The sequence below is a fragment of the Mesorhizobium sp. M4A.F.Ca.ET.022.05.2.1 genome, from assembly GCF_003998845.1.
Lineage (GTDB): Bacteria > Pseudomonadota > Alphaproteobacteria > Rhizobiales > Rhizobiaceae > Mesorhizobium.
Genome location: NZ_RZOJ01000041.1, coordinates 1 through 20,935, shown reverse-complemented (window position 1 = coordinate 20,935; position 20,935 = coordinate 1). Strand labels below are relative to the sequence as shown.

23 protein-coding genes, 1 other RNA gene and 2 pseudogenes are annotated in these 20,935 nt (G+C 63.4%); 10 read left to right on the top strand and 16 right to left on the bottom strand.

All coding sequences use genetic code 11. From position 1 onward, the window contains the following. Nucleotides 1–84 precede the first annotated feature (84 nt). Nucleotides 85–1,887, bottom strand: a complete 1,803-nt coding sequence (locus tag EN745_RS07515) for an ABC transporter transmembrane domain-containing protein (protein WP_127420903.1) — start codon at nt 1,885–1,887, stop codon at nt 85–87. Between the two features lie 205 nt (nt 1,888–2,092). Between EN745_RS07515 and rpmE the strand changes: the two genes are divergently transcribed. Further along, nucleotides 2,093–2,314, top strand: a complete 222-nt coding sequence (rpmE, locus tag EN745_RS07510; RefSeq protein WP_126057847.1) for a 50S ribosomal protein L31 — start codon at nt 2,093–2,095, stop codon at nt 2,312–2,314. Between the two features lie 316 nt (nt 2,315–2,630). Here rpmE and EN745_RS07505 read toward each other — a convergent pair whose 3' ends face one another. Further along, nucleotides 2,631–3,275 carry a TetR/AcrR family transcriptional regulator gene (locus EN745_RS07505; RefSeq protein WP_126057846.1) on the bottom strand — a complete coding sequence of 215 codons (645 nt, stop codon included), beginning with the start codon at nt 3,273–3,275 and terminating at the stop codon, nt 2,631–2,633. A gap of 111 nt (nt 3,276–3,386) precedes the next feature. Between EN745_RS07505 and EN745_RS07500 the strand changes: the two are divergent. Next, nucleotides 3,387–4,210, top strand: a pseudogene (locus EN745_RS07500) (NAD(P)H-binding protein). A 1-nt stretch (nt 4,211) separates the two neighbouring features. Next, nucleotides 4,212–4,688 carry a DUF1772 domain-containing protein gene (locus EN745_RS07495; RefSeq protein ID WP_126057844.1) on the top strand — a complete coding sequence of 159 codons (477 nt, stop codon included), beginning with the start codon at nt 4,212–4,214 and terminating at the stop codon, nt 4,686–4,688. A gap of 30 nt (nt 4,689–4,718) precedes the next feature. Here the strand turns inward: EN745_RS07495 and EN745_RS07490 are convergent, their stop codons facing one another. From EN745_RS07490 to EN745_RS07480, 3 genes are all read right to left on the bottom strand, one after another. Further along, nucleotides 4,719–5,027 carry a SelT/SelW/SelH family protein gene (locus EN745_RS07490; protein ID WP_245455343.1) on the bottom strand — a complete coding sequence of 103 codons (309 nt, stop codon included), beginning with the start codon at nt 5,025–5,027 and terminating at the stop codon, nt 4,719–4,721. Nucleotides 5,028–5,057: 30 nt separating this feature from the next. After that, nucleotides 5,058–5,807 (bottom strand): YebC/PmpR family DNA-binding transcriptional regulator, encoded by a 750-nt coding sequence (locus tag EN745_RS07485; protein WP_126057842.1) that lies wholly within the window; start codon nt 5,805–5,807, stop codon nt 5,058–5,060. A gap of 213 nt (nt 5,808–6,020) precedes the next feature. Beyond that, nucleotides 6,021–6,344 carry a helix-turn-helix transcriptional regulator gene (locus tag EN745_RS07480; RefSeq protein ID WP_127420902.1) on the bottom strand — a complete coding sequence of 108 codons (324 nt, stop codon included), beginning with the start codon at nt 6,342–6,344 and terminating at the stop codon, nt 6,021–6,023. A 51-nt stretch (nt 6,345–6,395) separates the two neighbouring features. Here EN745_RS07480 and EN745_RS07475 point away from each other — a divergent pair, with 51 nt between their 5' ends. Next, nucleotides 6,396–6,878 (top strand): SRPBCC domain-containing protein, encoded by a 483-nt coding sequence (locus EN745_RS07475; protein ID WP_126057840.1) that lies wholly within the window; start codon nt 6,396–6,398, stop codon nt 6,876–6,878. A gap of 51 nt (nt 6,879–6,929) precedes the next feature. Here the strand turns inward: EN745_RS07475 and EN745_RS07470 are convergent, their stop codons facing one another. From EN745_RS07470 to ssrS, 4 genes are all read right to left on the bottom strand, one after another. Next, complete coding sequence (locus tag EN745_RS07470; protein ID WP_126057839.1) at nt 6,930–7,697, bottom strand: TerC family protein; 768 nt, start codon at nt 7,695–7,697, stop codon at nt 6,930–6,932. A gap of 71 nt (nt 7,698–7,768) precedes the next feature. Continuing rightward, nucleotides 7,769–8,593 carry a YmdB family metallophosphoesterase gene (locus tag EN745_RS07465; protein WP_126057838.1) on the bottom strand — a complete coding sequence of 275 codons (825 nt, stop codon included), beginning with the start codon at nt 8,591–8,593 and terminating at the stop codon, nt 7,769–7,771. A 77-nt stretch (nt 8,594–8,670) separates the two neighbouring features. Next, complete coding sequence (locus tag EN745_RS07460) at nt 8,671–9,258, bottom strand: 5-formyltetrahydrofolate cyclo-ligase (protein WP_126057837.1); 588 nt, start codon at nt 9,256–9,258, stop codon at nt 8,671–8,673. A gap of 80 nt (nt 9,259–9,338) precedes the next feature. Then, nucleotides 9,339–9,494, bottom strand: a non-coding RNA gene (ssrS, locus tag EN745_RS07455) — 6S RNA. Nucleotides 9,495–9,652: 158 nt separating this feature from the next. Here ssrS and EN745_RS07450 point away from each other — a divergent pair. The 5 genes from EN745_RS07450 (at nt 9,653) to msrB (ending at nt 13,076) form a co-directional block, all read left to right on the top strand. Then, a complete protein-coding gene (locus EN745_RS07450; RefSeq protein WP_126057836.1) occupies nt 9,653–10,492 on the top strand; it encodes a MoxR family ATPase in 840 nt (279 codons plus the stop codon). A gap of 4 nt (nt 10,493–10,496) precedes the next feature. Further along, nucleotides 10,497–10,826 carry a hypothetical protein gene (locus EN745_RS07445; protein WP_127420901.1) on the top strand — a complete coding sequence of 110 codons (330 nt, stop codon included), beginning with the start codon at nt 10,497–10,499 and terminating at the stop codon, nt 10,824–10,826. A gap of 96 nt (nt 10,827–10,922) precedes the next feature. Further along, the gene (locus EN745_RS07440; RefSeq protein ID WP_126057834.1) at nt 10,923–11,369 is read left to right on the top strand and encodes a GNAT family N-acetyltransferase; all 447 of its coding nucleotides are present in this window, start codon (nt 10,923–10,925) and stop codon (nt 11,367–11,369) included. Nucleotides 11,370–11,377: 8 nt separating this feature from the next. Beyond that, nucleotides 11,378–12,568, top strand: coding sequence for a VWA domain-containing protein (locus EN745_RS07435; protein WP_127405413.1), 1,191 nt, complete (start codon nt 11,378–11,380; stop codon nt 12,566–12,568). 103 nt (nt 12,569–12,671) lie between these two features. Further along, complete coding sequence (msrB, locus tag EN745_RS07430; protein WP_127420900.1) at nt 12,672–13,076, top strand: peptide-methionine (R)-S-oxide reductase MsrB; 405 nt, start codon at nt 12,672–12,674, stop codon at nt 13,074–13,076. 55 nt (nt 13,077–13,131) lie between these two features. Here the strand turns inward: msrB and EN745_RS07425 are convergent, their stop codons facing one another. Further along, nucleotides 13,132–13,476, bottom strand: a complete 345-nt coding sequence (locus tag EN745_RS07425; RefSeq protein WP_126057831.1) for a hypothetical protein — start codon at nt 13,474–13,476, stop codon at nt 13,132–13,134. Between the two features lie 184 nt (nt 13,477–13,660). Between EN745_RS07425 and EN745_RS07420 the strand changes: the two genes are divergently transcribed. Further along, nucleotides 13,661–14,170, top strand: coding sequence for an arsenate reductase ArsC (locus tag EN745_RS07420; protein WP_189347377.1), 510 nt, complete (start codon nt 13,661–13,663; stop codon nt 14,168–14,170). 37 nt (nt 14,171–14,207) lie between these two features. Here EN745_RS07420 and EN745_RS07415 read toward each other — a convergent pair whose 3' ends face one another. The 6 genes and pseudogenes from EN745_RS07415 to EN745_RS07390 form a co-directional block, all read right to left on the bottom strand. Then, nucleotides 14,208–14,654, bottom strand: a complete 447-nt coding sequence (locus EN745_RS07415) for a hypothetical protein (protein WP_126057829.1) — start codon at nt 14,652–14,654, stop codon at nt 14,208–14,210. A 92-nt stretch (nt 14,655–14,746) separates the two neighbouring features. Further along, a pseudogene (locus EN745_RS07410) lies at nt 14,747–14,962 on the bottom strand (hypothetical protein); the annotation flags it as partial. Nucleotides 14,963–15,095: 133 nt separating this feature from the next. Continuing rightward, the gene (locus EN745_RS07405; RefSeq protein WP_126057828.1) at nt 15,096–15,356 is read right to left on the bottom strand and encodes a DUF2312 domain-containing protein; all 261 of its coding nucleotides are present in this window, start codon (nt 15,354–15,356) and stop codon (nt 15,096–15,098) included. A gap of 153 nt (nt 15,357–15,509) precedes the next feature. Continuing rightward, on the bottom strand, nt 15,510–18,968 hold the full coding sequence (gene pyc / locus EN745_RS07400; protein ID WP_126057827.1) for a pyruvate carboxylase: 3,459 nt from the start codon (nt 18,966–18,968) through the stop codon (nt 15,510–15,512). A gap of 207 nt (nt 18,969–19,175) precedes the next feature. After that, complete coding sequence (locus EN745_RS07395) at nt 19,176–20,294, bottom strand: branched-chain amino acid ABC transporter substrate-binding protein (RefSeq protein ID WP_126057826.1); 1,119 nt, start codon at nt 20,292–20,294, stop codon at nt 19,176–19,178. Nucleotides 20,295–20,431: 137 nt separating this feature from the next. Next, nucleotides 20,432–20,779, bottom strand: coding sequence for a DUF6867 family protein (locus tag EN745_RS07390; RefSeq protein ID WP_126057825.1), 348 nt, complete (start codon nt 20,777–20,779; stop codon nt 20,432–20,434). Between the last annotated feature and the right edge of the window lie 156 nt (nt 20,780–20,935).

Below are 20,935 nucleotides of genomic sequence, written 5' to 3'. Positions count from 1 at the left end.
ACCGACCTGCCGACGCCGACCATGGTGGACCGCGCCGGCCCGAACGGCGGCTTGCCGCACTGAACTGAATGAAAACCGAGGCGATTATTCAGCCGCGCCTTTGAAGGCGCTGGCGCCGGTCTCGAACTGCAGCTTGGCCAGCCGCGCATAGATGCCGCCCTTGGCGACCAGGCTCTGATGCGTGCCTTCCTCGACAATGCGGCCGCCTTCCATGACAAGAATCCGGTCGGCCTTCAGCACCGTCGCCAGCCGGTGGGCGATGACGATCGTGGTGCGGCCCTGCATGAGGCGCTCAAGCGCCGTCTGCACCAGCGTCTCGCTTTCGGCGTCGAGCGCCGAGGTCGCCTCGTCGAGCAACAGGATCGGTGCGTCGCGCAGGATGGCGCGGGCTATCGCCACGCGCTGGCGCTGGCCGCCGGACAGCGTCACCCCGCGCTCGCCGACCTGGCTCTCATAGCCCTTGTCCAGCTTGAGGATGAATTCGTCGGCGAGTGCTGCCTTCGCCGCCGCCTCGATCTCAACATCACTGGCGCCAGGCCGGCCGAAGCCGATATTGTCGCGAGCGCTGGCGGCGAAGATGGTGACGTCCTGTGGCACGATGGCGATGCGCTGCCTGATCGCCACCGGATCGGCCTCGCGCAAATCGATGCCGTCGATGACGATGCGGCCGGTCTCGGGGTCGTAGAAGCGCAGGATCAGCGAAAAGACGGTGCTTTTACCCGCGCCGGAAGGGCCGACGATGGCCACCGTCTCACCGGGCTTCACCTGGAAGCTGAGGCCATGCACGGCGGCACGGTCCGGGCGCGCCGGATAGGAGAAGGAGACGTCGTCGAAGCTGATCGCGCCTTTCGCCTTTGCCGGCAGCGGCCGCGGATCGGCGGGCGGCTGGATCGCCGGGCTCTCGGCCAGGATCTCGGTCAGCCGCTCGGCTGCCCCGGCCGCCTGTGCAAGCTCGCCCCAAACTTCCGACAGCGCGCCGAGCGCGCCGGCCGCGAACACCGAATAGAGCAGGAACTGGCCGAGCGTGCCCGGCGACATCGCGCCGGAGAGCACGTCGCGCGAGCCGAACCACAGCACCGCCACCACCGAGGAAAAGATCATGAAGATGGCGAAGAAGGTGAGGAAGGAGCGCGCGAAAACCGAGGCGCGCGCCGCCTCGAACGCGGCCTCCACGGCGCCGGAGAAGCGCCCGGTGACCAGCTTCTCGTTGGTGAAGGCCTGCAGGGTGCGCACAGCGCCGATCTGCTCGCTGGCATAGGCGGTGGCGTCGGCTAGCGTGTCCTGCGCCTGCCGCGACTTGCGCCTGACCGAACGGCCGAAGGCGACCAGTGGCAGCACGATGAGCGGGATGGCAGCGATGACCAGGCCGGACAGTTTCGGGCTGGTGAACACCATCATCGCCACGGCGCCGAGACCGAGGATGACGTTGCGCAGCGCCACCGAGGCGGTGGCGCCGACCGCCGACTTCACCTGCGTGGTGTCGGCGGCAAGACGCGACACGATCTCGCCCGACTGGGCCGTGTCGAAGAAGGCCGGCGACAGCGTCGTAACATGAGCGAAAACGTCGCGGCGGATGTCGGCGACCACCCGCTCGCCGAGGGTGATGACGAAATAATAGCGGCTGGCCGAGGCCGCAGCCAGCAATGCGGCCATCACCACCAGCATGGCGAAATATTCAGCGATGAATTTGGAATCGGAGGCGGAAAAGCCATGGTCGATCATACGGCGCACGGCCATTGGCAAGGCCAGCGTCGTTGCCGCCGCTACGACCAGCGATATGATCGCGCCGATGACCATCTTGCGGTAGCGGAAGATGTAAGGATAAAGGCGTCTCAGAGGGCCGAGCGAGCGTCTGCGCCCGTCTTCCTCGCCACTGATGTTCGCCATGACCGTTTCCTCTGGCCACCTTCGGCTATGCGCTTCGAATATGCGCGTGCCGCGGCCTTGTGATTCAATTCCGGCTGATGTATAGGCTCGCCGACCGTTTTAGAAGCCGCGGCTCCTCAATAGCTGCGGCTTCGAGTTTTAAAAAGGGGCGCATCGACGCAGGCCTTGGGCCCGTCGGCAGCGCCGGTAAGCCAGGAACAGAACCATGAAGACCGATATCCATCCCGACTACCACACCATCAAGGTCGTCATGACCGACGGCACCGAATACCTGACCCGTTCGACCTGGGGCAAGGAAGGCGATACGATGAACCTCGATATCGACCCGACCACGCACCCGGCCTGGACCGGCGGCCAGCAGACCCTGCTCGACCGCGGCGGCCGCCTGTCGAAGTTCAAGAAGCGCTTCGAAGGTTTCGGCCTTTAAGCCTATTCCTGCCTTGTCGCAGATCAAGAACCCGCCTTCGAGGCGGGTTTTTTGTTGACCAGAGCTCCCTTCTCCCCGTCACTATACGGGGAGAAGGTGCCGGCGGGCGGATGAGGGGCGGGGCCGACCTCGACAATTGGCTGAGAAATTCAATTCGGGAATTCGGTGACCGCGCACTTTTCGCGACAAAGCTGCCGTCAAATATCATAGGCCCGTGCTGCCTGCCGGCATCCTCTCCCTGGGGACAGGGGACGCTCTCATTGCCGATTCCGCCAATCGACAACGCGGCAGGAAAAACGCCAAGGGCGGCTCGTCTCTACCCATCCACCAGCTCTCGCAACGCCATGCGCTTGTAGGCCGCGACCAGCCGGTCGCCTTCCTTGCGGTCAACGGAGATCGCCAGCCGCATAGCGGCCTCACCCATCTGCCAGATCAGCAGCGCTGTCGTCTCAAGCGCCACCGGATCGGCATTCGGACGCAGCCGCTTGAGCACCGCTGTCAGGAATTCCGCGTTGGCGCGGCTGTCGGCGAGTTCCAGCGCGTGCAGTGCCTTGTCGGCCTGCGTGCCCGACCAGATGTCGCGCATCACCGGTTCAGCCAGGAACAGACGGTAATAGACGTCCACCAGTTCCGAAAATGCTCGCCGCAAGCCCTCGGCGTCGCCGACATCCTTGAGCGCTGCGGCAATGCAGGCCTGGCTTTCGGCGGTGTAGCGCTCGGCCAGCGCCCAGACGATCGCCCGCTTGTCGGGGAAGAACTGGTAGAGCGAGCCGATCGAAACGCCCGCCCTTTCCGCCACCTCGCCCATGCGCATGGCGTCGCTGCCCTGCTCCGCGATCAGCGCCGAGGCGGCGGCAAGCATGCGCTCGACCCGCTCGCGGCTGCGCTGCTGGCTCGGGGACCGGCGCGGCGAGGCCACCGATCCATCCTGCTGATGCGGCGCGGCACCTCTGCCTTCCATGGAGTCCTCCGGAAAGATTCTGCGACAACTCGCTTGACTCACAAAATACGAGGGTTTATCACGTTTTGCAAATGTGAGGATTACTCATATTTGTAAACCGAGGAGATCGAGATGACTGCGAAACCTATTTTGATCCTGGGCGGCACCGGCAAGACCGGCCAGCGCCTGGCCGAACGGCTGATCGCCAGGAAAATTCCTGTGCGCATCGGCTCCCGCGCTGGCACGCCACCCTTCGACTGGCTGGACAAGGAACATGGGGCCGTGCGCTCGACGGCGTCGGCGCCGTCTACATCAGCTACTATCCAGACATCGCCGTGCCGGGCGCCGCCGAAACCGTCGAGGCGTTTGCCCGGCTTGCCGTCGAACGCGGCGTCAAGCGCCTGGTGCTGCTCTCCGGTCGCGGCGAGCCTGAAGCCCAGCGCGCCGAGGAGATGTTGAAGGCCTCCGGCGCCGACTGGACCATCCTGCGCTGCGCCTGGTTCTCGCAGAATTTCAGCGAGGGCTTCCTGATCGAGTCTATCCTCGAGGGCGAGGTCGCCTTGCCGGTCGGCAATGTCGGTGAACCTTTCGTCGAAGTCGACGACATCGCCGACGTCGCCGCAACCGTCCTGACGGAGCCAGGTCATATCGGCCAGCTTTACGAGCTCACCGGCCCGCGCCTGTTGAGCTTCGCCGACGCCGTCGCCGAGATCGGCAAGGCCGCCGGCCGCGACATCCGTTACCAGCAGATCTCACATGCCGAATTCACCGAGGCTGTGGCGGCGCACAATTTGCCGCCGGAATTCGGCTGGCTGCTCGACGAGCTCTTCACGAAGGTGCTCGACGGCCGCAACGAGACGCTGGCCGACGGCGTGCAGCGCGCGCTCGGCCGCCAGCCGAAGGACTTTTCCGCTTATGCAACCGAAACCGCCGCCAGCGGCATCTGGAGCAATTGAGATGATGAAACTTCTTCCCACCCTCACCTTCATTGCCGCGATCGGCTCCGGCGTCGTCGGTGGCGTTTTCTTCGCCTTTTCCAATTTCGTCATGGCGGCGCTTGCCCGGCTGCCCGTCCCAAGCGGCATCGCGGCGATGAATTCGATCAACGTCACGGTGATCACCCCGACGTTCATGACGGCCCTGTTCGGCACCGGCCTCATCTGCCTGGGGCTGATTGCCGCCGCGCTGTTGGGCTGGACCCAGTCGGGCACGTATTGGCTGCTTGCCGGCGCCGTGATCTATTTCGTCGGCAACCCGATCGTGACCATGGTCTTCAACGTGCCGCTCAACGACGCGCTCGCCGCCGTCGACCCGGCGAGCGCCAACGGCGCCGCCGTGTGGGCGAACCATCTGAGCCAATGGGTGATGTGGAACCACGTCCGCACCATCACGGCCATCGTGTCGATGGCCTGTTTCATCCTGTCGATGCTTTGAGAAGCGCAAGGCACAAACAAAAGACCCGGCTCAAGCCGGGTCTTTTTTATCACCTTTGCGATCCGCATGGCCGAGATCGCGCTCCGGGTCGATGACGTCGCGGACCAGTTGCTTGAGCTTCGCGGCGTCCGGAAAGCCGCCGTCGCGCTTGCGCTCCCAGACAAGCGTGTCATTGCAGGAAATGCTGAAGATGCCGCCGGTGCCCGGCACCAGCGTCACCTCGCCGAGATCGGTGCCGAAGGTCGAGAGCAGCTCCTGCGCCATCCAGCCGGCTCTGAGCAGCCACTGGCACTGCGTGCAATAGGTGATGCGGACGGTAGGCAGCGGCTTGTCGCTCATATCAGGTTGAGCTTCGCTCATATTTCGGACTTAGGCCGCGCTGAGCTTGGCCATGGTCTCGTCGTCGACCTCGAAATTGGCGTAGACGCTCTGCACGTCGTCGTCGTCCTCGAGCGTGGCGACCAGCTTCATCAGCGACTGCGCGCGTTCCTCGTCGACCGGAACGTTGTTCTGCGGCTGCCAGATCGGCTTCACCGATTCCGCCTCGCCGAGCGAGGCTTCCAGCGCCTTCGACACGTCGCCGAGATTCTCGAAGGCGCAGTAGATGGTGTGGCCTTCCTCGTCCGATTCGACGTCGTCCGCGCCGGCTTCGATCGCCGCTTCCATGACCTTGTCGGCGTTGCCGGCCGATGCCGGATAATAGATCTCGCCGACGCGGTTCCACATGAACGACACCGAGCCGGTTTCGCCCAGCGCCCCGCCGGCCTTGGTGAAGGCGGCGCGCACGTTCGAAGCCGAACGGTTGCGGTTGTCGGTCAGCGCCTCGACGATCAGCGCCACGCCGCCCGGGCCGTAGCCCTCATAGCGCACGGCCTCGTAGTTTTCGCCGTCGCCGGCCGAAGCCTTGTTGATGGCGCGCTGGATGTTGTCCTTCGGCATCGAGACGGCCTTGGCGTTCTGCACGGCAAGGCGCAGCCGTGGGTTCATCGCCGGGTCCGGCGTGCCGGTCTTGGCGGCGACGGTGATTTCGCGCGCCAGCTTGGAAAACATTTTCGACCGCACCGCGTCCTGGCGGCCCTTGCGGTGCATGATGTTCTTGAACTGTGAATGGCCAGCCATGGCACCCCTGTCGTTTTCGGCTAGAGCATCCTGAAGCCAGGTGCAGTGACCTTGCTCTTCGCAAAATGCTCGAATTCAAAATTTCAGAACGTCCCTGATACGCCTGCAAGGCATACGGCGCTCTCTCGGAATGGCCGGCTTATAGATAAATCGGCTCAATTCGTCCAGCCGCGCGTGGTAAAGGGGCGCGCGCGGATCCGATCGATCCGGCCTTCAGTGCTCCAGATCGGACTTCAGCCGGCCGATGATGCTTAGCGCATGGCCGGCATACTGGCTGATCCAGCGGTCATGGATCTGCTTGATCGGCAGCGCGTTGAGATGGTTCCAACGCTCGCGCCCCTCGCGCTTCGCCACGACGAGCTCGGCCTCCTCCAGCACCTTGAGGTGCAGCATGACGGTGCACCGGTCCATGTCGGGGAAGGCCTCGCACAGCATGCCTGTGGTGAGCGGCGCATCCTTCAGCCGATCCAGCAATTCCCGCCGGCGCAGATGCGCCAGCGCCTTGAAAACATTGTCGTCTCGCGATCGGCTTGACATGTTATAATTCTATAACATATCGTCGAGACGAGCAAGGAAGGAGCTGTGGATATGTCTCTTGGATTCAGGGTTTCCGGTCGCATCGGCAAGCCGGTCGCCGAGGTCTTCGACGCAGTCGCCAATCCGGGCAAGCTGAGCGGCTATTTCACCACCCTTGGCGGCGCCAGCGCCCCACTGGTCGCCGGCACCACCGTGACCTGGTGGAAGACCGTGCCGGTGGAGGTCGATGAGGTGGTTCCCAACAAGCGCATTTTGCTGCGTTGGGATGGCAGCGGCCCCGGCGTAGTGCCGGCTTACAAGACCACGATCGAGATGAACTTCGAGCCGCTGGAGGACGGCGGCACCTTCGTCACCATCGCCGAAAGCGGATGGCGTGAGGATGAGGCCGGCCGCAAATCATCCTATGGCAATTGCGAGGGCTGGTCACAGATGCTCGCCTGCATGAAGGCCTATGTCGAGTACGGCATCAACCTGCGTGAAGGGTTCTACCCCAGCGAAATGCGTGGTGAGCTACCGACTTCGGACAGCAAATAGGCCCGAGGCAGCCGGGAAGGGGACCGCCCGCCGCCGGGCGGGCTGCCATGCTCAATGCCCTTCGCCGGACCTTGCCTTCTTGCGCCGCCGCGCCAGCATGTTGAGCCCCTCGACCAGCGCCGAAAAGCCCATCGCCGCGTAGATGTAGCCCTTGGGCACATGGTAGCCCATGCCGTCGGCGATCAGCGTCATGCCGATCATCAGCAGGAAGCCGAGCGCCAGCATGACGATGCTGGGATTCTTGGCGATGAAATCGGCAAGCGGACCGGCCGCCAGCATCATCACGCTCACCGCCACGATGACGGCGATGTACATGATGGCGATCTCGTCGGTCATGCCGACGGCGGTGATGATCGAATCGATCGAGAACACGAGGTCGAGCAAAAGGATCTGGAAGATGGCGCCGGCGAGCGATATCTGCAGCGTCTCGCCGAGCATCGTGTCCTTGTGGTCCTCGGGATCGACCGTGTGGTGGATTTCCTTGGTCGCCTTCCATACCAGGAACAGGCCGCCGGCTATCAGGATCAGGTCGCGCCAGGAGAAGCCGTGGCCAAGGGCGGTGAACACCGGCGTCGTCAGCTGGACGATGATCGAGATGGTGGCGAGCAGCACTAGCCGCATGATCAGCGCCGCCGAGATGCCGAGCCGGCGCGCGCGGGCCCTTTGCCCTGCGGGCAATTTGTTGGTCAGGATCGAGATGAAGATCAGATTGTCGATACCGAGGACGACCTCCAGCACCACCAGCGTCAGCAGCGCGACCCAGGCGGTCGGGTCGGAGACAAAGGCAAAGTGCGGCGCCAGGAATTCGATGAGCTGCATGGAGGTCGTCCCCTCTACGATCTGAAGCAGGTGTCGCCGCCAGTTAGGTACTGACGCCGCTCATATCAATGTCACGACCAGAAGGACGGCGCGGTTTCTTCCAGCCTGGGCCCGCGACGAAACGGCGCGATCTTCTCCGCCAGCCCTGTCCGGTCGGAAATCTCGACGCCGACGCCGCACAAGGTCGCCGGACCGTTTGCCGCCTCGAAGCGGCCTTTCGGCACTTTCGACAGGAAGCGGTTGAGCGGCTCCTCCTTGTCCATGCCGAGCGAGGAATCATAATCTCCGCACATGCCGGCGTCCGACATATAGCCTGTGCCGCCATTGAGGATCTGGTGGTCGGCGGTCGGCTGATGCGTGTGGGTGCCGACGACGAGGCTGACGCGGCCATCGACGAAATGCGCAAAGCACATCTTTTCCGACGTTGCCTCGGCGTGGAAATCGATGACCACCGCATCGGCCTGCTCGCCGAGCGGACAGGCGGCAAGCTCGCGCTCGCCGGCCTGGAACGGATCGTCGAGCTCGGGATGCATGAAGACGCGCCCCATGATGTTGGCGACCAGCACGCGCGCGCCGTTCCTGGCGATGTAGACGCCGGAGCCGCGCCCCGGCGTGCCCTTTGGGAAATTGGACGGACGCAGGAAGCGCTCCTCGCGCGGCGCGAAGACCAGCGCGTCGCGCTGGTCCCAGACATGGTTGCCGGTGGTCACGACATCGGCGCCGGCGGCGAGCGTCTCGCGAAAAATCTCCTCGGTGATGCCGAAGCCGCCGGCGGCGTTCTCGCCATTGACGATGACGAAGTCGAGCTTGAAGTCCGAGATCAGGCCCGGCAGTTGTTCCCACACCGCCGTGCGCCCAGTTTTTCCGACCATGTCGCCGAGGAAGAAAAGTCTCATACGATCCCGCGCTGAAAGTCCGCCAAGCAAAAGCTGCATGACTTTCCGCAAAAGATCATGCGTTCTCAGACGCTTTTCTACAATTCCGGCGTGAACCGGCGCAACCCGCTCTCGGTGAGTATTTCCGGGATGATCACATCGTGGTTCTCATCGGGGACCTGTGCCACCTCCTGGCAGTCGAAGGCGATGCCGATCAGCCTGGGGGACAACCCCTTGTCGGCCAGCTTGCCGATCGCACGGTCGTAGTAGCCGGCGCCATAGCCGATGCGATGGCCGCGCGCGTCGAAGGCGGCGAGCGGCACCAGCATGACGGACGGATCGAGCACCGCCGCCTCCTCATGCGGACCGACCGTGCCGAAGCCCATTTCGACCATCGGCGCGCCACGCACCAACTCGCGAAAGACGATTGTGCTCTTGTCGAGGATGGCCGGCAGACAGAGCCTTGCGCCCTTTTCGCGCAGCGCAAACATCAGCGGCCGCACGTCGACTTCCGAGCGCATCGGCCAGAAGCCGGAGACGATCTGCCCATGCTCGACGGCGATCTGGTCGCGCGCCGTCTCGGCCATTTCGAGCGCGATCTCCACCCGCCAGAATTCGTCGAGCGCGTCGCGGCGGGCCAGTGCTTCCTTGCGCAGATGTTTTTTCAGGTCTTTGGAAGAGGTCATGTGCGGACGCTAGAAAAGGCCGCAGCGAGGCGGCGTTGCAGGAGCGACGTTTTCTACCGCTTATCCCAAAATTCGGTGAGTGACGATCCACGCAACCGGTGGAGAGGTCGATCCCGGGTGCCTACAAAGTAGGTGGGCGCCGTGTGAGAAAACCCACGGGTCTTCCCAGGGACAGCTCCCTAAGGATCGATAAGGCCCCGGGGATAAGTTTCTCCTGCCGGGAAGCGCAGACCGCCAAAGCCAATATAGGCCGATGGCTGGCCGAGCGCCAGAGAAACGGGATCTTTCGCACAACGCTGGCCAGCAAACCCGGGCCTGGCGTTGCGACGCTGCCGCGCCTTGCGCTGTCGAGGTCGCGTCCTTACGGTCGGCCCGGACGAACCAGGGAGCAAAAATGCGTTTCGAAGGCACCGCGGCCTATGTCGCCGACAAGGATCTGATGGTTGCGGTCAACGCGGCGATCGCGCTGGAGCGGCCCTTGCTGGTCAAGGGCGAACCGGGCACCGGCAAGACGGAGTTGGCCCGCCAGGTGGCGGCGGCGCTCGGGCTGGATTTCATCGAATGGAACGTCAAGTCGACCACCAAGGCGCAGCAGGGCCTCTACGAATATGATGCCGTCTCACGGCTGCGCGACAGCCAGCTCGGCGACGACCGCTTCAGCGACATCAGGAACTACATCAAGCGCGGCAAGCTCTGGGATGCCTTTGCCGCGGCGAAGAAGGTGGTGCTGCTGATCGACGAGATCGACAAGGCCGACATCGAGTTCCCCAACGACCTGCTGCAGGAACTCGACCGGATGGAATTCTTCGTCTACGAGACCGGCGAGACAGTTCGCGCGGCGCTGAGGCCGATCGTCATCATCACCTCCAACAACGAGAAGGAACTGCCGGACGCCTTCCTGCGCCGCTGCTTCTTCCACTACATCCGCTTCCCCGACATCGAGACGCTGCACCGCATCGTCGACGTCCACTATCCGGGCATCAAGCAGAACCTGGTGCGGGCGGCGCTCACCCAGTTCTACGAGATCCGCGACGTGCCGGGCCTGAAGAAGAAGCCGTCGACCTCCGAGGCGCTCGACTGGATCCGCCTGCTGGTCGCCGACGACATCGCGCCGGAAGACCTGCGCGCCGACCCCAAGAACATGCTGCCGAAGCTGCACGGCGCGCTGTTGAAGAACGAACAGGACGTGCATCTGTTCGAGCGCCTGGCCTTCATGGCGCGACGGCAGGGGTAAAGCCGTGCCTGAACATGTAGTGTTGGTTGTCTCCATAACACGCTGGGTCGATGACGAGCCGCAGCCGGGAATCGTTGAGTTTGAGTTCAGCGATCGGTTTGGCCGGCTATGGCGCTTCCATGAAAAGCAGAGCCTTGTTTCGTCAGAATGGCTGGATGCGAATTGCATCTATCCGAGATCCGGCGACATCCGTTGCTTGGCCCTGTCCCAAAGCCAAGACAAATACGGTCGGTTGATCGCGAAGATCGATACGTCTCAACCATACTCCGTTGAATCTCTCGAAGAGGTCAGCCGCTTTGAGGTCTTTGCCAGCCAGCTTCTGCCTGGAGCCTAGTGGTTAAGAGCAGGATTAGGCGGTTGCTCGCCGTGGACCCTTGCCGCGCTAGCGGACATTGCCCAAGCTACAGCGCAAGAAAACGGAGAGCATTCGATGTCCGAGATCACCATCCGCCCGCTCGCGCAGTCAGATCATGCCGACTGGCGGCGCCTGTGGACCGCCTACCTCACCTTCTACGAGACCACGCTGCCGGACGAGGTCTACGCCCTGACCTGGAAGCGGCTGTTCACGGAAGGCGAGTTCGAGCCGAAAGGTTTTATCGCCACGCTGGACGACAAGGCGGTGGGTCTCACCCATTATATCTACCACCGCTCCTGCTGGTCGCTGGTCAACAACTGCTACCTGCAGGACCTGTTCGCTGACCCGGGCGTGCGCGGCAAGGGCGTGGGCGCCGCGTTGATCAAGGCGGTGCAGGACGAGGCCGGCAAGATCGGGGTGAAGAACGTCTACTGGATGACGCACGAGACCAACGCCACCGCGCGCCGGCTCTACGACCATGTGGCACGGCGGACGGGCTTCATCGAATACGATCTGCTATAGATGGCCGCATGTTCCTCCCCTTCTTCCTCGAATTGAAAGTCGCGCGGGTTCCCGTTTCGCTCAGGGAATATCTGTCGCTGCTGGAGGGGCTGGAAGCCGGGCTGGTCGACTATGATGTCGAGGGTTTTTATTACCTCGCCCGCGCGGCCCTGGTGAAGGACGAGCGCCATATCGACCGCTTCGACCAAGTGTTCGCGCATATCTTCAAGGGCGTCGAGGCGCTTGGCGGGCCGGACGCCGTCGAGGTCGCCAACATCCCCGAGGAATGGCTGCGCCGGCTCGCCGAGAAGCACCTGACCGAGGAGGAGAAAAAGCAGGTCGAGGCTCTGGGCGGCTTCGAGAAGCTGATGGAGACGCTGAAGCAGCGGCTGGAGGAGCAGAAGGGCCGCCACCAGGGCGGCTCGAAGTGGATCGGCACTGGCGGCACCTCGCCCTTCGGCGCCTATGGCTACAATCCGGAAGGCGTGCGCATCGGCCAGCACGAGAGCCGCCACCGCCGCGCGGTGAAGGTCTGGGATAAGCGCGAATTCAGGAATTTCGACGACGGCGTTGAGCTCGGCACCCGCAACATCAAGGTGGCGCTGAAGCGGCTGCGCCGCTGGGTGCGCGAGGGCGCCGAGGAGGAGTTCGACCTGCCCGGCACCATCCACGCCACCGCCGAGCATGGCTATCTCGACGTCAAGACGCGGCCGGAACGACGCAACGCGGTAAAACTTCTGATGTTCTTCGATGTCGGCGGTTCGATGGACGATCATATCAGGAGCCTCGAGGAGCTGTTCTCCGCCGCCCGCGCAGAATTCCGCCAGCTCGAATATTTCTACTTCCACAACTGCCTCTACGAGCGCGTCTGGAAGGACAATCGCCGCCGCTTGGCCGAGACGATCCCGACCTTCGACCTCATCCACAAATACGGTCCTGACTACAAGGTGATCGTCGTCGGCGATGCCTCGATGAGCCCCTACGAGATCGCCCATCCCGGCGGCTCGGTCGAGCACTGGAACCCGGAGGCCGGCGGCGTCTGGCTCGGCCGCCTGCTGCAGCAATGGCCGAATGCGATATGGCTCAACCCTGAAAGCCAGAAGAACTGGGGCTACACCCATTCTATCGGGATGATCCGCGACATCTTCGGCGGCCGCATGTTTCCGCTGACGCTTGCCGGGCTCGAAGCGGCGACGAAACAGCTTTCGCGCAGGCACTAGCTCCAGCGCAGGCCGGTGGTAGGCAGAGCTGTAACAAACACCTATCTTCGTGCGAATACGACATGCCAACCAACAACGAGCCGCCAAGGCCGAGGAGATCTTCATGGACACCCACGCCTATCCCGTCACCCGCACCGATGCCGAATGGCGCGCCAGGCTGACGCCCGAGCAGTATGCCGTCATGCGCAACCATGGCACCGAGCGTCCCGGCAGTTGCGCCCTGCTTTATGAGAAGCGCGCCGGCACCTTTTCCTGCGTCGGCTGCGACCAGCCGCTGTTCGAATCGAAGCTGAAGTTCGAGAGCGGCACCGGCTGGCCGAGCTTCAGCGATCCGGTGCCGGGCTCGGTCGAGACCACGGTCGACCGCAGCTATGGCATGGTGCGGACCGAATGCCACTGCTCGCGCTGCGGCAGCCATCTCGGCCATGTCTTCGAGGACGGCCCGCCGCCGACCGGCCTGCGCTATTGCATCAATGGCGTGGCGCTGAAATTCGAGCCGGCCGCCTGAGCGACCGTCCCAACTTCTGGTCTGCAAAGGGCGGCTCCGGCCGCCCTTTTTCGTTTCAAGCCACGACCGTCGCAATCAGCCACAGCGCCGAGCCGAGCATCATCAGCGACGCCTTGCCACCGCCTGACTTTTCCGCGGTTCGCCAGACGGCGAAGGTCAGGAAGAGATTGTAGGGCACCAGCGTGAAATGCACGGCCAGAACCAGCCAAAGCGGCAGCTTCAGCCCGAGCAGGATGAGCGCCAGCACCGACGATGCGATGTTGATAGCCGTGCCGACAAGCACCATGTCGCGCCAGAACAGCCGGTCGAGTGGCACCCGGCCCTGCCAGCGCGAGCGGAAGAAGCCGGCTAGGCCACCAAACTTGCTGGGCGCCGTGCGGGCCGGATGCGATTCGTCCATCGGTTGGGCTCCGCTTGCGATCATGCCGCTTCGAAAATGCCGGAGCCTGCCGTCAAAGCAAGCCCCCGCAACATGTGACGCGAATATGACACGGAAATCTGGCATCTATGCTCAAGCGGGCCGGAAACCTGTGTTCCGCATTGCCAGTCAGTCATTTTGCAGCGCCAGCATGGAGGAGTTCAAATTGAGCGATCATGTCTACAATGTGCTTTTTCTCTGCAATGCGAACTCGGCCCGGTCGATCATGGGGGAGGCCATCCTGAACCGCGTCGGCGCCGGTCGTTTCAAAGGCTATTCTGCCGGCTCGCAGCCGAAAGGAACGGTCAACCCCTATGCGCTGCAGCTGCTGGAAAGCCTGAAATACGACACCTCCTTCGCCCGGTCGAAAGGCTGGGAGGAGTTTTCCGGACCTGACGCGCCGGAGATGAACTTCGTCTTCACCGTCTGCGACAACACGGCGAATGAAAGCTGTCCGATCTGGCCCGGCCATCCGATGACGGCGCTTTGGGCGGTGCCGGACCCCGCCAAGGCATCCGGTACCGAAGCCGAGCAGCATCTCGCCTTCGCCGAAGCCTATCGCATGCTGAGCAACCGTATCGCGGTGTTCACCAACCTGCCGATGGGTTCGCTCGACAAACTGGCGCTGCAGCAGCATCTGGACGAAATCGGCCGCGACGGGTCCGGGCCAAACTGAACAGCAGGCAAGTGGGGAGAGCGAACGACCGTCGGGCCTAGGGCCGGGTTTCCCCGAGCACCACGACGACGGCCTGCTCAAAGCGCGAGCATTCCGTCACCAGCCAGTCGGCCATCGCCGGCCAATTGTCCTCGGCATAGCAATTCACCCGCCACATCGAATTGATGCCGAGGCCCTCGCAACTCTGTTCGGGCCTGAGTCTCAGCCTGCCTTCAATCGCCGGCTGGAACGGCTTCAACCGCGACCACGATTCGGTGGCGCCGAACTTCTCGTTGCGGCCGAAGAAGACGCCGACATGGTTCTGCGCCGGCGCGACATACATGGAAAGGACCAGTGCGAAATCCGGCAGACCACGCTGCCAGAACCAGGGTCCGCGGCGCGCCAGCGTGGCCCTTTCCTCAGGATGCCGCTCGGCGAACAGCGTCCAGAAGCCGCGCTGGCGGAATTCCGAGGCGCGGCGGCCACCAAAGTCGAATTCGCTCATGGTCCGATGCTCGCTGCAGCCTCCACGAGGCCGTCTTACATCACACCGCCCTGCCTGAAGGCAACTGACACACCCCGTCAGGGCACCGCAAACTACCAGCGGTATGTCAGCGATGCCGTCATGTTGCGGACCTGGCCGAGATAGCAATAGCCCTCGTTGCAAACTGTCGCGCGGGCATTGGCGATGTTGCGGACAGGCAAGGCTGCCGTGATGCCGTCATATTTCTTGTCGATGGCGCCGAAATCATAGGACGCCGAGGCATCGATATAGAACGCCGCATCGTTCTTGGCCGTGTTGGACGTGTCCGTATAGCCGAGGTCGCTCCGCCAGCTATCGCGCGCGGCAGTGCCTCCAGGCTAAAGCGTGCAAGCTACGAGGCGAGGCTCCAGATGCCTCGCCTGCGTCAGTCCGAAAGAATTGCTAAGCGAACCGGGGCCGGTCTCAGACCATACCGAGCGCGGCTTTGTAGAGGTCGAGGATGGACTCTTCCTCCTGGCGCTCCGCCTGGTCCTTCTTGCGCAGCCGGACGATGGTGCGCATCGCCTTGGTGTCGAAGCCGGTGCCCTTGGCCTCGGCGAAGACGTCCTTGATGTCGTCGGAAATCGTCTTCTTCTCTTCCTCGAGCCGCTCGATGCGCTCGATGAAGGCACGCAGCTGGCCGGCGGCAACAGTCTGGCTGGTCTCGGTGATATCGTCGGCCATTTTTCTCTCCGCGTCGTTTGGCTACCGGCGACTCGCGAAGGCCGGCCGGCAAATTGGAGCGGGTTCGATGCCCGAGCAGGCGCGGCGGGTCAAGACATTATCGGTGCGGCATGAAGGGCTGCTGTCAGCCGCCATTCACAGCCTCGATCATTGTCACGAGAAAGCGATCAGCAGATCCTTGGCATCGATCTGGTCGCCGGCCCTGACCAGCACTTCGGCGACCACGCCGTCGCGCTCGGCATGCAGCGCCGTCTCCATCTTCATCGCTTCGATCGAAAGCAGCACGTCGCCGGCCTTGACCGCCTGGCCGGCGGCAACGGCAAGAGCCGAGACCACGCCCGGCATCGGCGCGCCGACATGCGCCTCGTTGCCCGGTTCCGCCTTGCGGCGCGCCTTGGCCGCCGACGCGCCATGCGCCCTATCCGGCACCTTGACGCGCCGCGGCTGGCCGTTGAGCTCGAAGAACACGGTGACCATGCCCTTCTCGTCGACGTCGCCGATGGCAAGGCAGCGCACCACCAGCGTCTTGCCCTTCTCGATGTCGACGAAGATCTCGTCTTCCGACTTCATGCCGTAGAAGTAGGTCGGCGTCGGTAAGACGCTGACCGGCCCGTAGGTTTCCTGCGCCGCGGCGAAGTCGGTGAAGACCTTCGGGTACATCAGCCAGGAGGCGAATTCATATTCGCTGAGCTTCCGCTCAAGCTTTCCCTCGATCTCCTTGCGGCTGGCCTTGAGGTCGGCGGCTTTCAGCAGCGAGCCTGGCCGCGCGGTGATCGGCTTGTCGCCCTTCAGCGCTTTCTTCTGCAGCGCCGGCGGCCAGCCGCCGGGCGACTGGCCAAGATCGCCGCGCAGCATCGAGACCACAGAGTCCGGGAAGGCGATATCGCGTGCCGGGTTCTCGACATCGGCGACGGTCAGATCCTGGCTCACCATCATCAGCGCCATGTCGCCGACCACCTTGGACGACGGCGTCACCTTGACGATGTCACCGAACATCAGGTTGACGTCGTGATAAGCCTGCGCCACCTCGTGCCAGCGCGTTTCGAGGCCGAGCGAGCGCGCCTGTTCCTTGAGGTTGGTGAACTGCCCGCCGGGCATTTCGTGCAGGTAGACTTCCGAGGCCGGCCCCTTGAGGTCGCTTTCGAAGGCCGCGTACTGGTTGCGCACAGCTTCCCAATAGAACGAGATCTTGCGGATCCATTGCGGATCGAGGCCGGGATCGCGCTCGGTGCCCTTCAGCGCCTCGACGATTGAGCCAAGGCAGGGCTGCGAGGTGTTGCCGGAGAAGGAATCCATTGCCGCGTCGACGGCATCGACGCCGGTCTCGACCGCCGCCAGCACGGTGGCCGCCGAAAGGCCGGACGTATCGTGCGTATGAAAATGGATCGGCAGGTCGGTCGCCTCGCGCAAGGCCTTGAACAGCACGCGCGCCGCCGACGGCTTCAAGAGCCCGGCCATGTCCTTGACGGCGATGATGTGGGCGCCGGCAGCCTCGAGTTCCTTCGCCAGTCCGACATAGTATCTGAGGTCGTACTTGGCCCTTGCCGGATCGAGTATGTCGCCGGTGTAGCACATCGCCGCTTCGATCAGCTTGCCCTCGGCGCCGACCGCGTCCATGGCGACGCGCATGTTCTCGACCCAGTTCAGGCAGTCGAAGACGCGGAACAGGTCGACGCCACCGGCAGCCGCTTGGCGGACGAAATGCTGCACGACATTGTCGGGATAGTTGGTGTAGCCGACGCCGTTGGCGCCGCGCAAAAGCATCTGCAAGAGAAGGTTGGGTGCCGCCTCACGCACTTTGCCCAGCCGCTCCCACGGGTCTTCGGTGAGGAAGCGCATGGCGACGTCGAAGGTCGCCCCGCCCCAGCATTCCAGCGACAGTAGCTGCGGCAGCGCCCGCGCATAGGTGCCGGCAATGCCGGCGATGTCATGCGTGCGCATGCGGGTGGCGAGCAGCGACTGGTGGCCGTCGCGCATCGTCGTGTCGGTGACCAGCACCTGGGTTTGCGCGCGCATCCAGGCGGCGAATTTCTCCGGGCCGAGCGCGTCGAGCCGCTGCTTGCTGCCGCCCGGCACCTTGCCGTTGAGATAGGGCACGATGGGCGCCGCGGCATCGGCCTTGGGCATCGGCCGGCCGCGCGTTTCGGGATGGCCGTTGACGCTGACATCGGCCAGATAGTTGAGCAGCTTGGTGGCGCGATCCTGCCGCTTCACCTGCTGGAACAGTTCCGGCGTCGTGTCGATGAACTTGGTCGTATAGGAATTGTCGGCGAAGCTCGGGTGATTGATGATCGCCTCGAGGAAGGTGAGGTTGGTCGCCACGCCGCGGATGCGGAACTCGCGCAGTGCCCGGTTCATGCGCGCGATCGTCTCGGCCGGCGTCGGCGCCCACGCCGTCACCTTCTCCAAGAGCGGATCGTAGAAACGGGTGATGACGGCGCCCGAATAGGCGGTGCCGCCATCAAGCCGGATGCCGAAGCCGGTGGCGCCGCGATAGGCGGTGATGCGGCCATAGTCCGGGATGAAATTGTGCTCCGGATCCTCGGTGGTGATGCGGCACTGCAGCGCGTGACCGTTCAGCCTGATGTCCTTCTGTGCCGGCACGCCCGAGTCCGGCGTGCCGATGGCGAAGCCGTCGAGGATGTGGATCTGCGCTTTGACGATATCGATGCCGGTCACCATCTCGGTGACCGTGTGCTCGACCTGGATGCGCGGATTGACCTCGATGAAGTAGAATTTGCCGGTGTCGGCGTCCTGCAGGAACTCGACCGTGCCGGCGCCGATATAGCTGGTCTCGTTGGCGATCTTCAGCGCATAGCCGCACAGCTCCTGGCGCAGCGCTTCGCTCAGATAAGGCGCCGGCGCACGCTCGACGACCTTCTGGTTGCGGCGCTGGATCGAGCAGTCGCGCTCGAACAGATGCACGGCGTTGCCTTGGCCGTCGCCGAGAACCTGCACCTCGACATGGCGGGCGCGTTCGATCAGCTTCTCGAGATAGACCTCGTCCTTGCCGAAGGCGGCCTTGGCCTCGCGCTTGCCTTCCATCACCTCGCGGGCGAGATCGGCTTCCGCGCGGATGGCGCGCATGCCGCGGCCGCCGCCACCCCACGAGGCCTTCAGCATCACCGGATAGCCAATCGTCTTGGCGAGTTCCTTGACCGCCTCCATGTCGTCCGGCAGCGGATCGGTGGCGGGCACCACGGGCACGCCGACCTCGATCGCCAGGTTGCGCGCCGCGACCTTGTTGCCGAGCCGGCGCATCGTCTCCGGCTTCGGGCCGATGAAGGTGATGCCTGCGGCGGCACAAGCTTCGGCGAACTCCGGGCTTTCCGACAGCAGGCCGTAGCCGGGGTGGATGGCGTCGGCGCCCGAAAGTCTGGCGACACGGATCACCTCGTCGATCGACAGATAGCTCTCGATCGGCCCCATGTCCTTGGCAAGGTGCGGCCCGCGCCCGACCTGGTAGCTTTCATCGGCCTTGAAGCGATGCAGCGAATATTTGTCCTCCTCGGCCCAGATCGCCACGGTTTTGAGGCCAAGCTCATTGGCCGCACGAAAGACGCGGATGGCGATTTCGGACCGGTTGGCGACGAGGATCTTCGTGATGGCCAAGGACTGGGCTCCAGGGACGGAGAGGATGGGGGCTGGCGCAATGATTAGCGTGAAAATGCTGCAGCGCAAACTAAATCGCGCGACATCTAAACCGATTTAAATCGTTTGTTTGCGCCAGAGCCGCCAATCGGCGCACGAAAGGCCCGCAAAACAAAAATGCCCGGCGCTTTCGCGCCGGGCATTTCCGGATTTCAGACGTTCGTCGGCTTATTGCTCGAAGTAGGTGTACTTGCCGTCGTCACCCTTCTTCCAGGTGTACAGCACGTAGTCGGGGCGGGTGATGTCGCCCTTGGCATCATAGCCGATGTCGCCGATCGCGGTCTTCCACGGGCCGCTCTTCTTGATCTCTTCCGCGACCTTCTGCGCGTCGTCGGCGGAGCCGACCTTGGCGGCGGCGGCGGCGACGATCTGCAGAGCGGCGTAGGAGTAGAGCGTATAGGCTTCAGGCTCGAAACCGGCGGCGCGGAACTTCTCGACGAGTTCCTTGGCGTTCGGGTTCTTGCGCGGATCCGGAGCGAACGTCATCAGCGTGCCGTTGACGGCGTCGCCGGCGATGGAGGCGAGCTCGTTCGACACGATGCCGTCGCCCGACATGAACTGGGCCTTGAGGCCCTGGTCGGCGAGCTGGCGCATGATCAGGCCCGCTTCGGTGTGCAGGCCGCCATAATAGACGACCGAGACGCCGGCTTCCTTCATCTTGGCGATGAGGGCCGAGAAGTCCTTGTCGCCGACATTGATGCCTTCATAGAGGGCTTCGGTGACGCCGTTGCCGTTGAGCGCCTTCTTGGTTTCGTCGGCGAGGCCCTGGCCGTAAGGCGTCTTGTCGTGGATGACGGCGATCTTGGCGTCCTTGAAGTTCTTGGCGAGATAGTCGCCGGCGACCTTGCCCTGCTGGTCGTCGCGTCCGCAGGTGCGGAAGGTGTTCCACAGGCCGCGCTCGGTCAGCTGCGGGTTGGTGGCCGAAGGCGTGATCACCAGGATGCCGTTCTCGGCATAGACTTCCGAGGCCGGGATGGTGACGCCCGAGTTGAAGTGACCGACAACATACTTGACGCCGTCGGCGACGAACTTGTTGGCGACCGAGATGCCCTGCTTCGGATCCGACACGTCGTCGCCGATCTCGAGCTTGATCTGCTGGCCGTTGATGCCGCCCGCCGCGTTGATGTCGGCGGCGGCCTGCTCGGCGCCCTTCTGCAGCTGCGCGCCAAAGGCGGCGTTCGGGCCGGTGATCGGACCGGCGACGCCGATCAGGATGTCAGCCCACGCGCTACCGCTGAACGCGACGAGCGCGGTCAGAGCCACGGCGGACAAGAGTGACTTTTTCATATAAACGCTCCCATTTACGGAGTGGGCGTGGATGATACTTTCATGCGATGCCCACCCTTATCGCAGAAAGCATAGTTTGCCGATTTTCAGGCACTTGTCACGCCGTTTCATCCCCGAGACGACGTTAATCATGAACGTCAGCCTTTCGGCTTCCAGCTCAATAGCGAGGCTCTTTCGTAGAGCCAATTATACTGCGTCACCATCTGGTTGGTACGCGTGTATTGATAGCCGACGAAGCCCAGTATCATCAGCACGATGGTGTCGACGATATAGTAATGCAGCGAGAACATCGTGCCGTCGAACAGCGCGTGATGGATGAACCTGATGCCGATGCCCAGTCCGAGCATGTAGAGGAAGAGCTGGAAGAAGCTGCGCCATGTCTGCGCGCTGGCCTTGCCGGTCATCCAGGCGGCCCAGCCGCCGAGCAGGCAGGTGACGAAGAAGAACTGGAAGATCGAGGGTTCCTCGTAGAGAATGCCCTGCATGATGAAGTCTCCCTAGCATGATCCCGAAAAGTTGCAGACTTTTCGGGCAAAGGTCATGCGACAATCAAACAACTTGGAGCGGAATACCGGACGCACACATTCCGCTCCAAACTCAGTGGTGGCCGCCTTCGAGATAGGCGGCGCGCACTTCCGGAT

Coding starts and splice junctions, on each gene's coding strand:
- EN745_RS07515 (WP_127420903.1), bottom strand. CDS start 1,887: ATGGCGAACATCAGTGGCGAGGAAGACGGGCGCAGACGCTCGCTCGGC.
- rpmE (WP_126057847.1), top strand. CDS start 2,093: ATGAAGACCGATATCCATCCCGACTACCACACCATCAAGGTCGTCATG.
- EN745_RS07505 (WP_126057846.1), bottom strand. CDS start 3,275: ATGGAAGGCAGAGGTGCCGCGCCGCATCAGCAGGATGGATCGGTGGCC.
- EN745_RS07495 (WP_126057844.1), top strand. CDS start 4,212: ATGATGAAACTTCTTCCCACCCTCACCTTCATTGCCGCGATCGGCTCC.
- EN745_RS07490 (WP_245455343.1), bottom strand. CDS start 5,027: ATGAGCGACAAGCCGCTGCCTACCGTCCGCATCACCTATTGCACGCAG.
- EN745_RS07485 (WP_126057842.1), bottom strand. CDS start 5,807: ATGGCTGGCCATTCACAGTTCAAGAACATCATGCACCGCAAGGGCCGC.
- EN745_RS07480 (WP_127420902.1), bottom strand. CDS start 6,344: ATGTCAAGCCGATCGCGAGACGACAATGTTTTCAAGGCGCTGGCGCAT.
- EN745_RS07475 (WP_126057840.1), top strand. CDS start 6,396: ATGTCTCTTGGATTCAGGGTTTCCGGTCGCATCGGCAAGCCGGTCGCC.
- EN745_RS07470 (WP_126057839.1), bottom strand. CDS start 7,697: ATGCAGCTCATCGAATTCCTGGCGCCGCACTTTGCCTTTGTCTCCGAC.
- EN745_RS07465 (WP_126057838.1), bottom strand. CDS start 8,593: ATGAGACTTTTCTTCCTCGGCGACATGGTCGGAAAAACTGGGCGCACG.
- EN745_RS07460 (WP_126057837.1), bottom strand. CDS start 9,258: ATGACCTCTTCCAAAGACCTGAAAAAACATCTGCGCAAGGAAGCACTG.
- EN745_RS07450 (WP_126057836.1), top strand. CDS start 9,653: ATGCGTTTCGAAGGCACCGCGGCCTATGTCGCCGACAAGGATCTGATG.
- EN745_RS07440 (WP_126057834.1), top strand. CDS start 10,923: ATGTCCGAGATCACCATCCGCCCGCTCGCGCAGTCAGATCATGCCGAC.
- EN745_RS07435 (WP_127405413.1), top strand. CDS start 11,378: ATGTTCCTCCCCTTCTTCCTCGAATTGAAAGTCGCGCGGGTTCCCGTT.
- msrB (WP_127420900.1), top strand. CDS start 12,672: ATGGACACCCACGCCTATCCCGTCACCCGCACCGATGCCGAATGGCGC.
- EN745_RS07425 (WP_126057831.1), bottom strand. CDS start 13,476: ATGGACGAATCGCATCCGGCCCGCACGGCGCCCAGCAAGTTTGGTGGC.
- EN745_RS07415 (WP_126057829.1), bottom strand. CDS start 14,654: ATGAGCGAATTCGACTTTGGTGGCCGCCGCGCCTCGGAATTCCGCCAG.
- EN745_RS07405 (WP_126057828.1), bottom strand. CDS start 15,356: ATGGCCGACGATATCACCGAGACCAGCCAGACTGTTGCCGCCGGCCAG.
- EN745_RS07395 (WP_126057826.1), bottom strand. CDS start 20,294: ATGAAAAAGTCACTCTTGTCCGCCGTGGCTCTGACCGCGCTCGTCGCG.
- EN745_RS07390 (WP_126057825.1), bottom strand. CDS start 20,779: ATGCAGGGCATTCTCTACGAGGAACCCTCGATCTTCCAGTTCTTCTTC.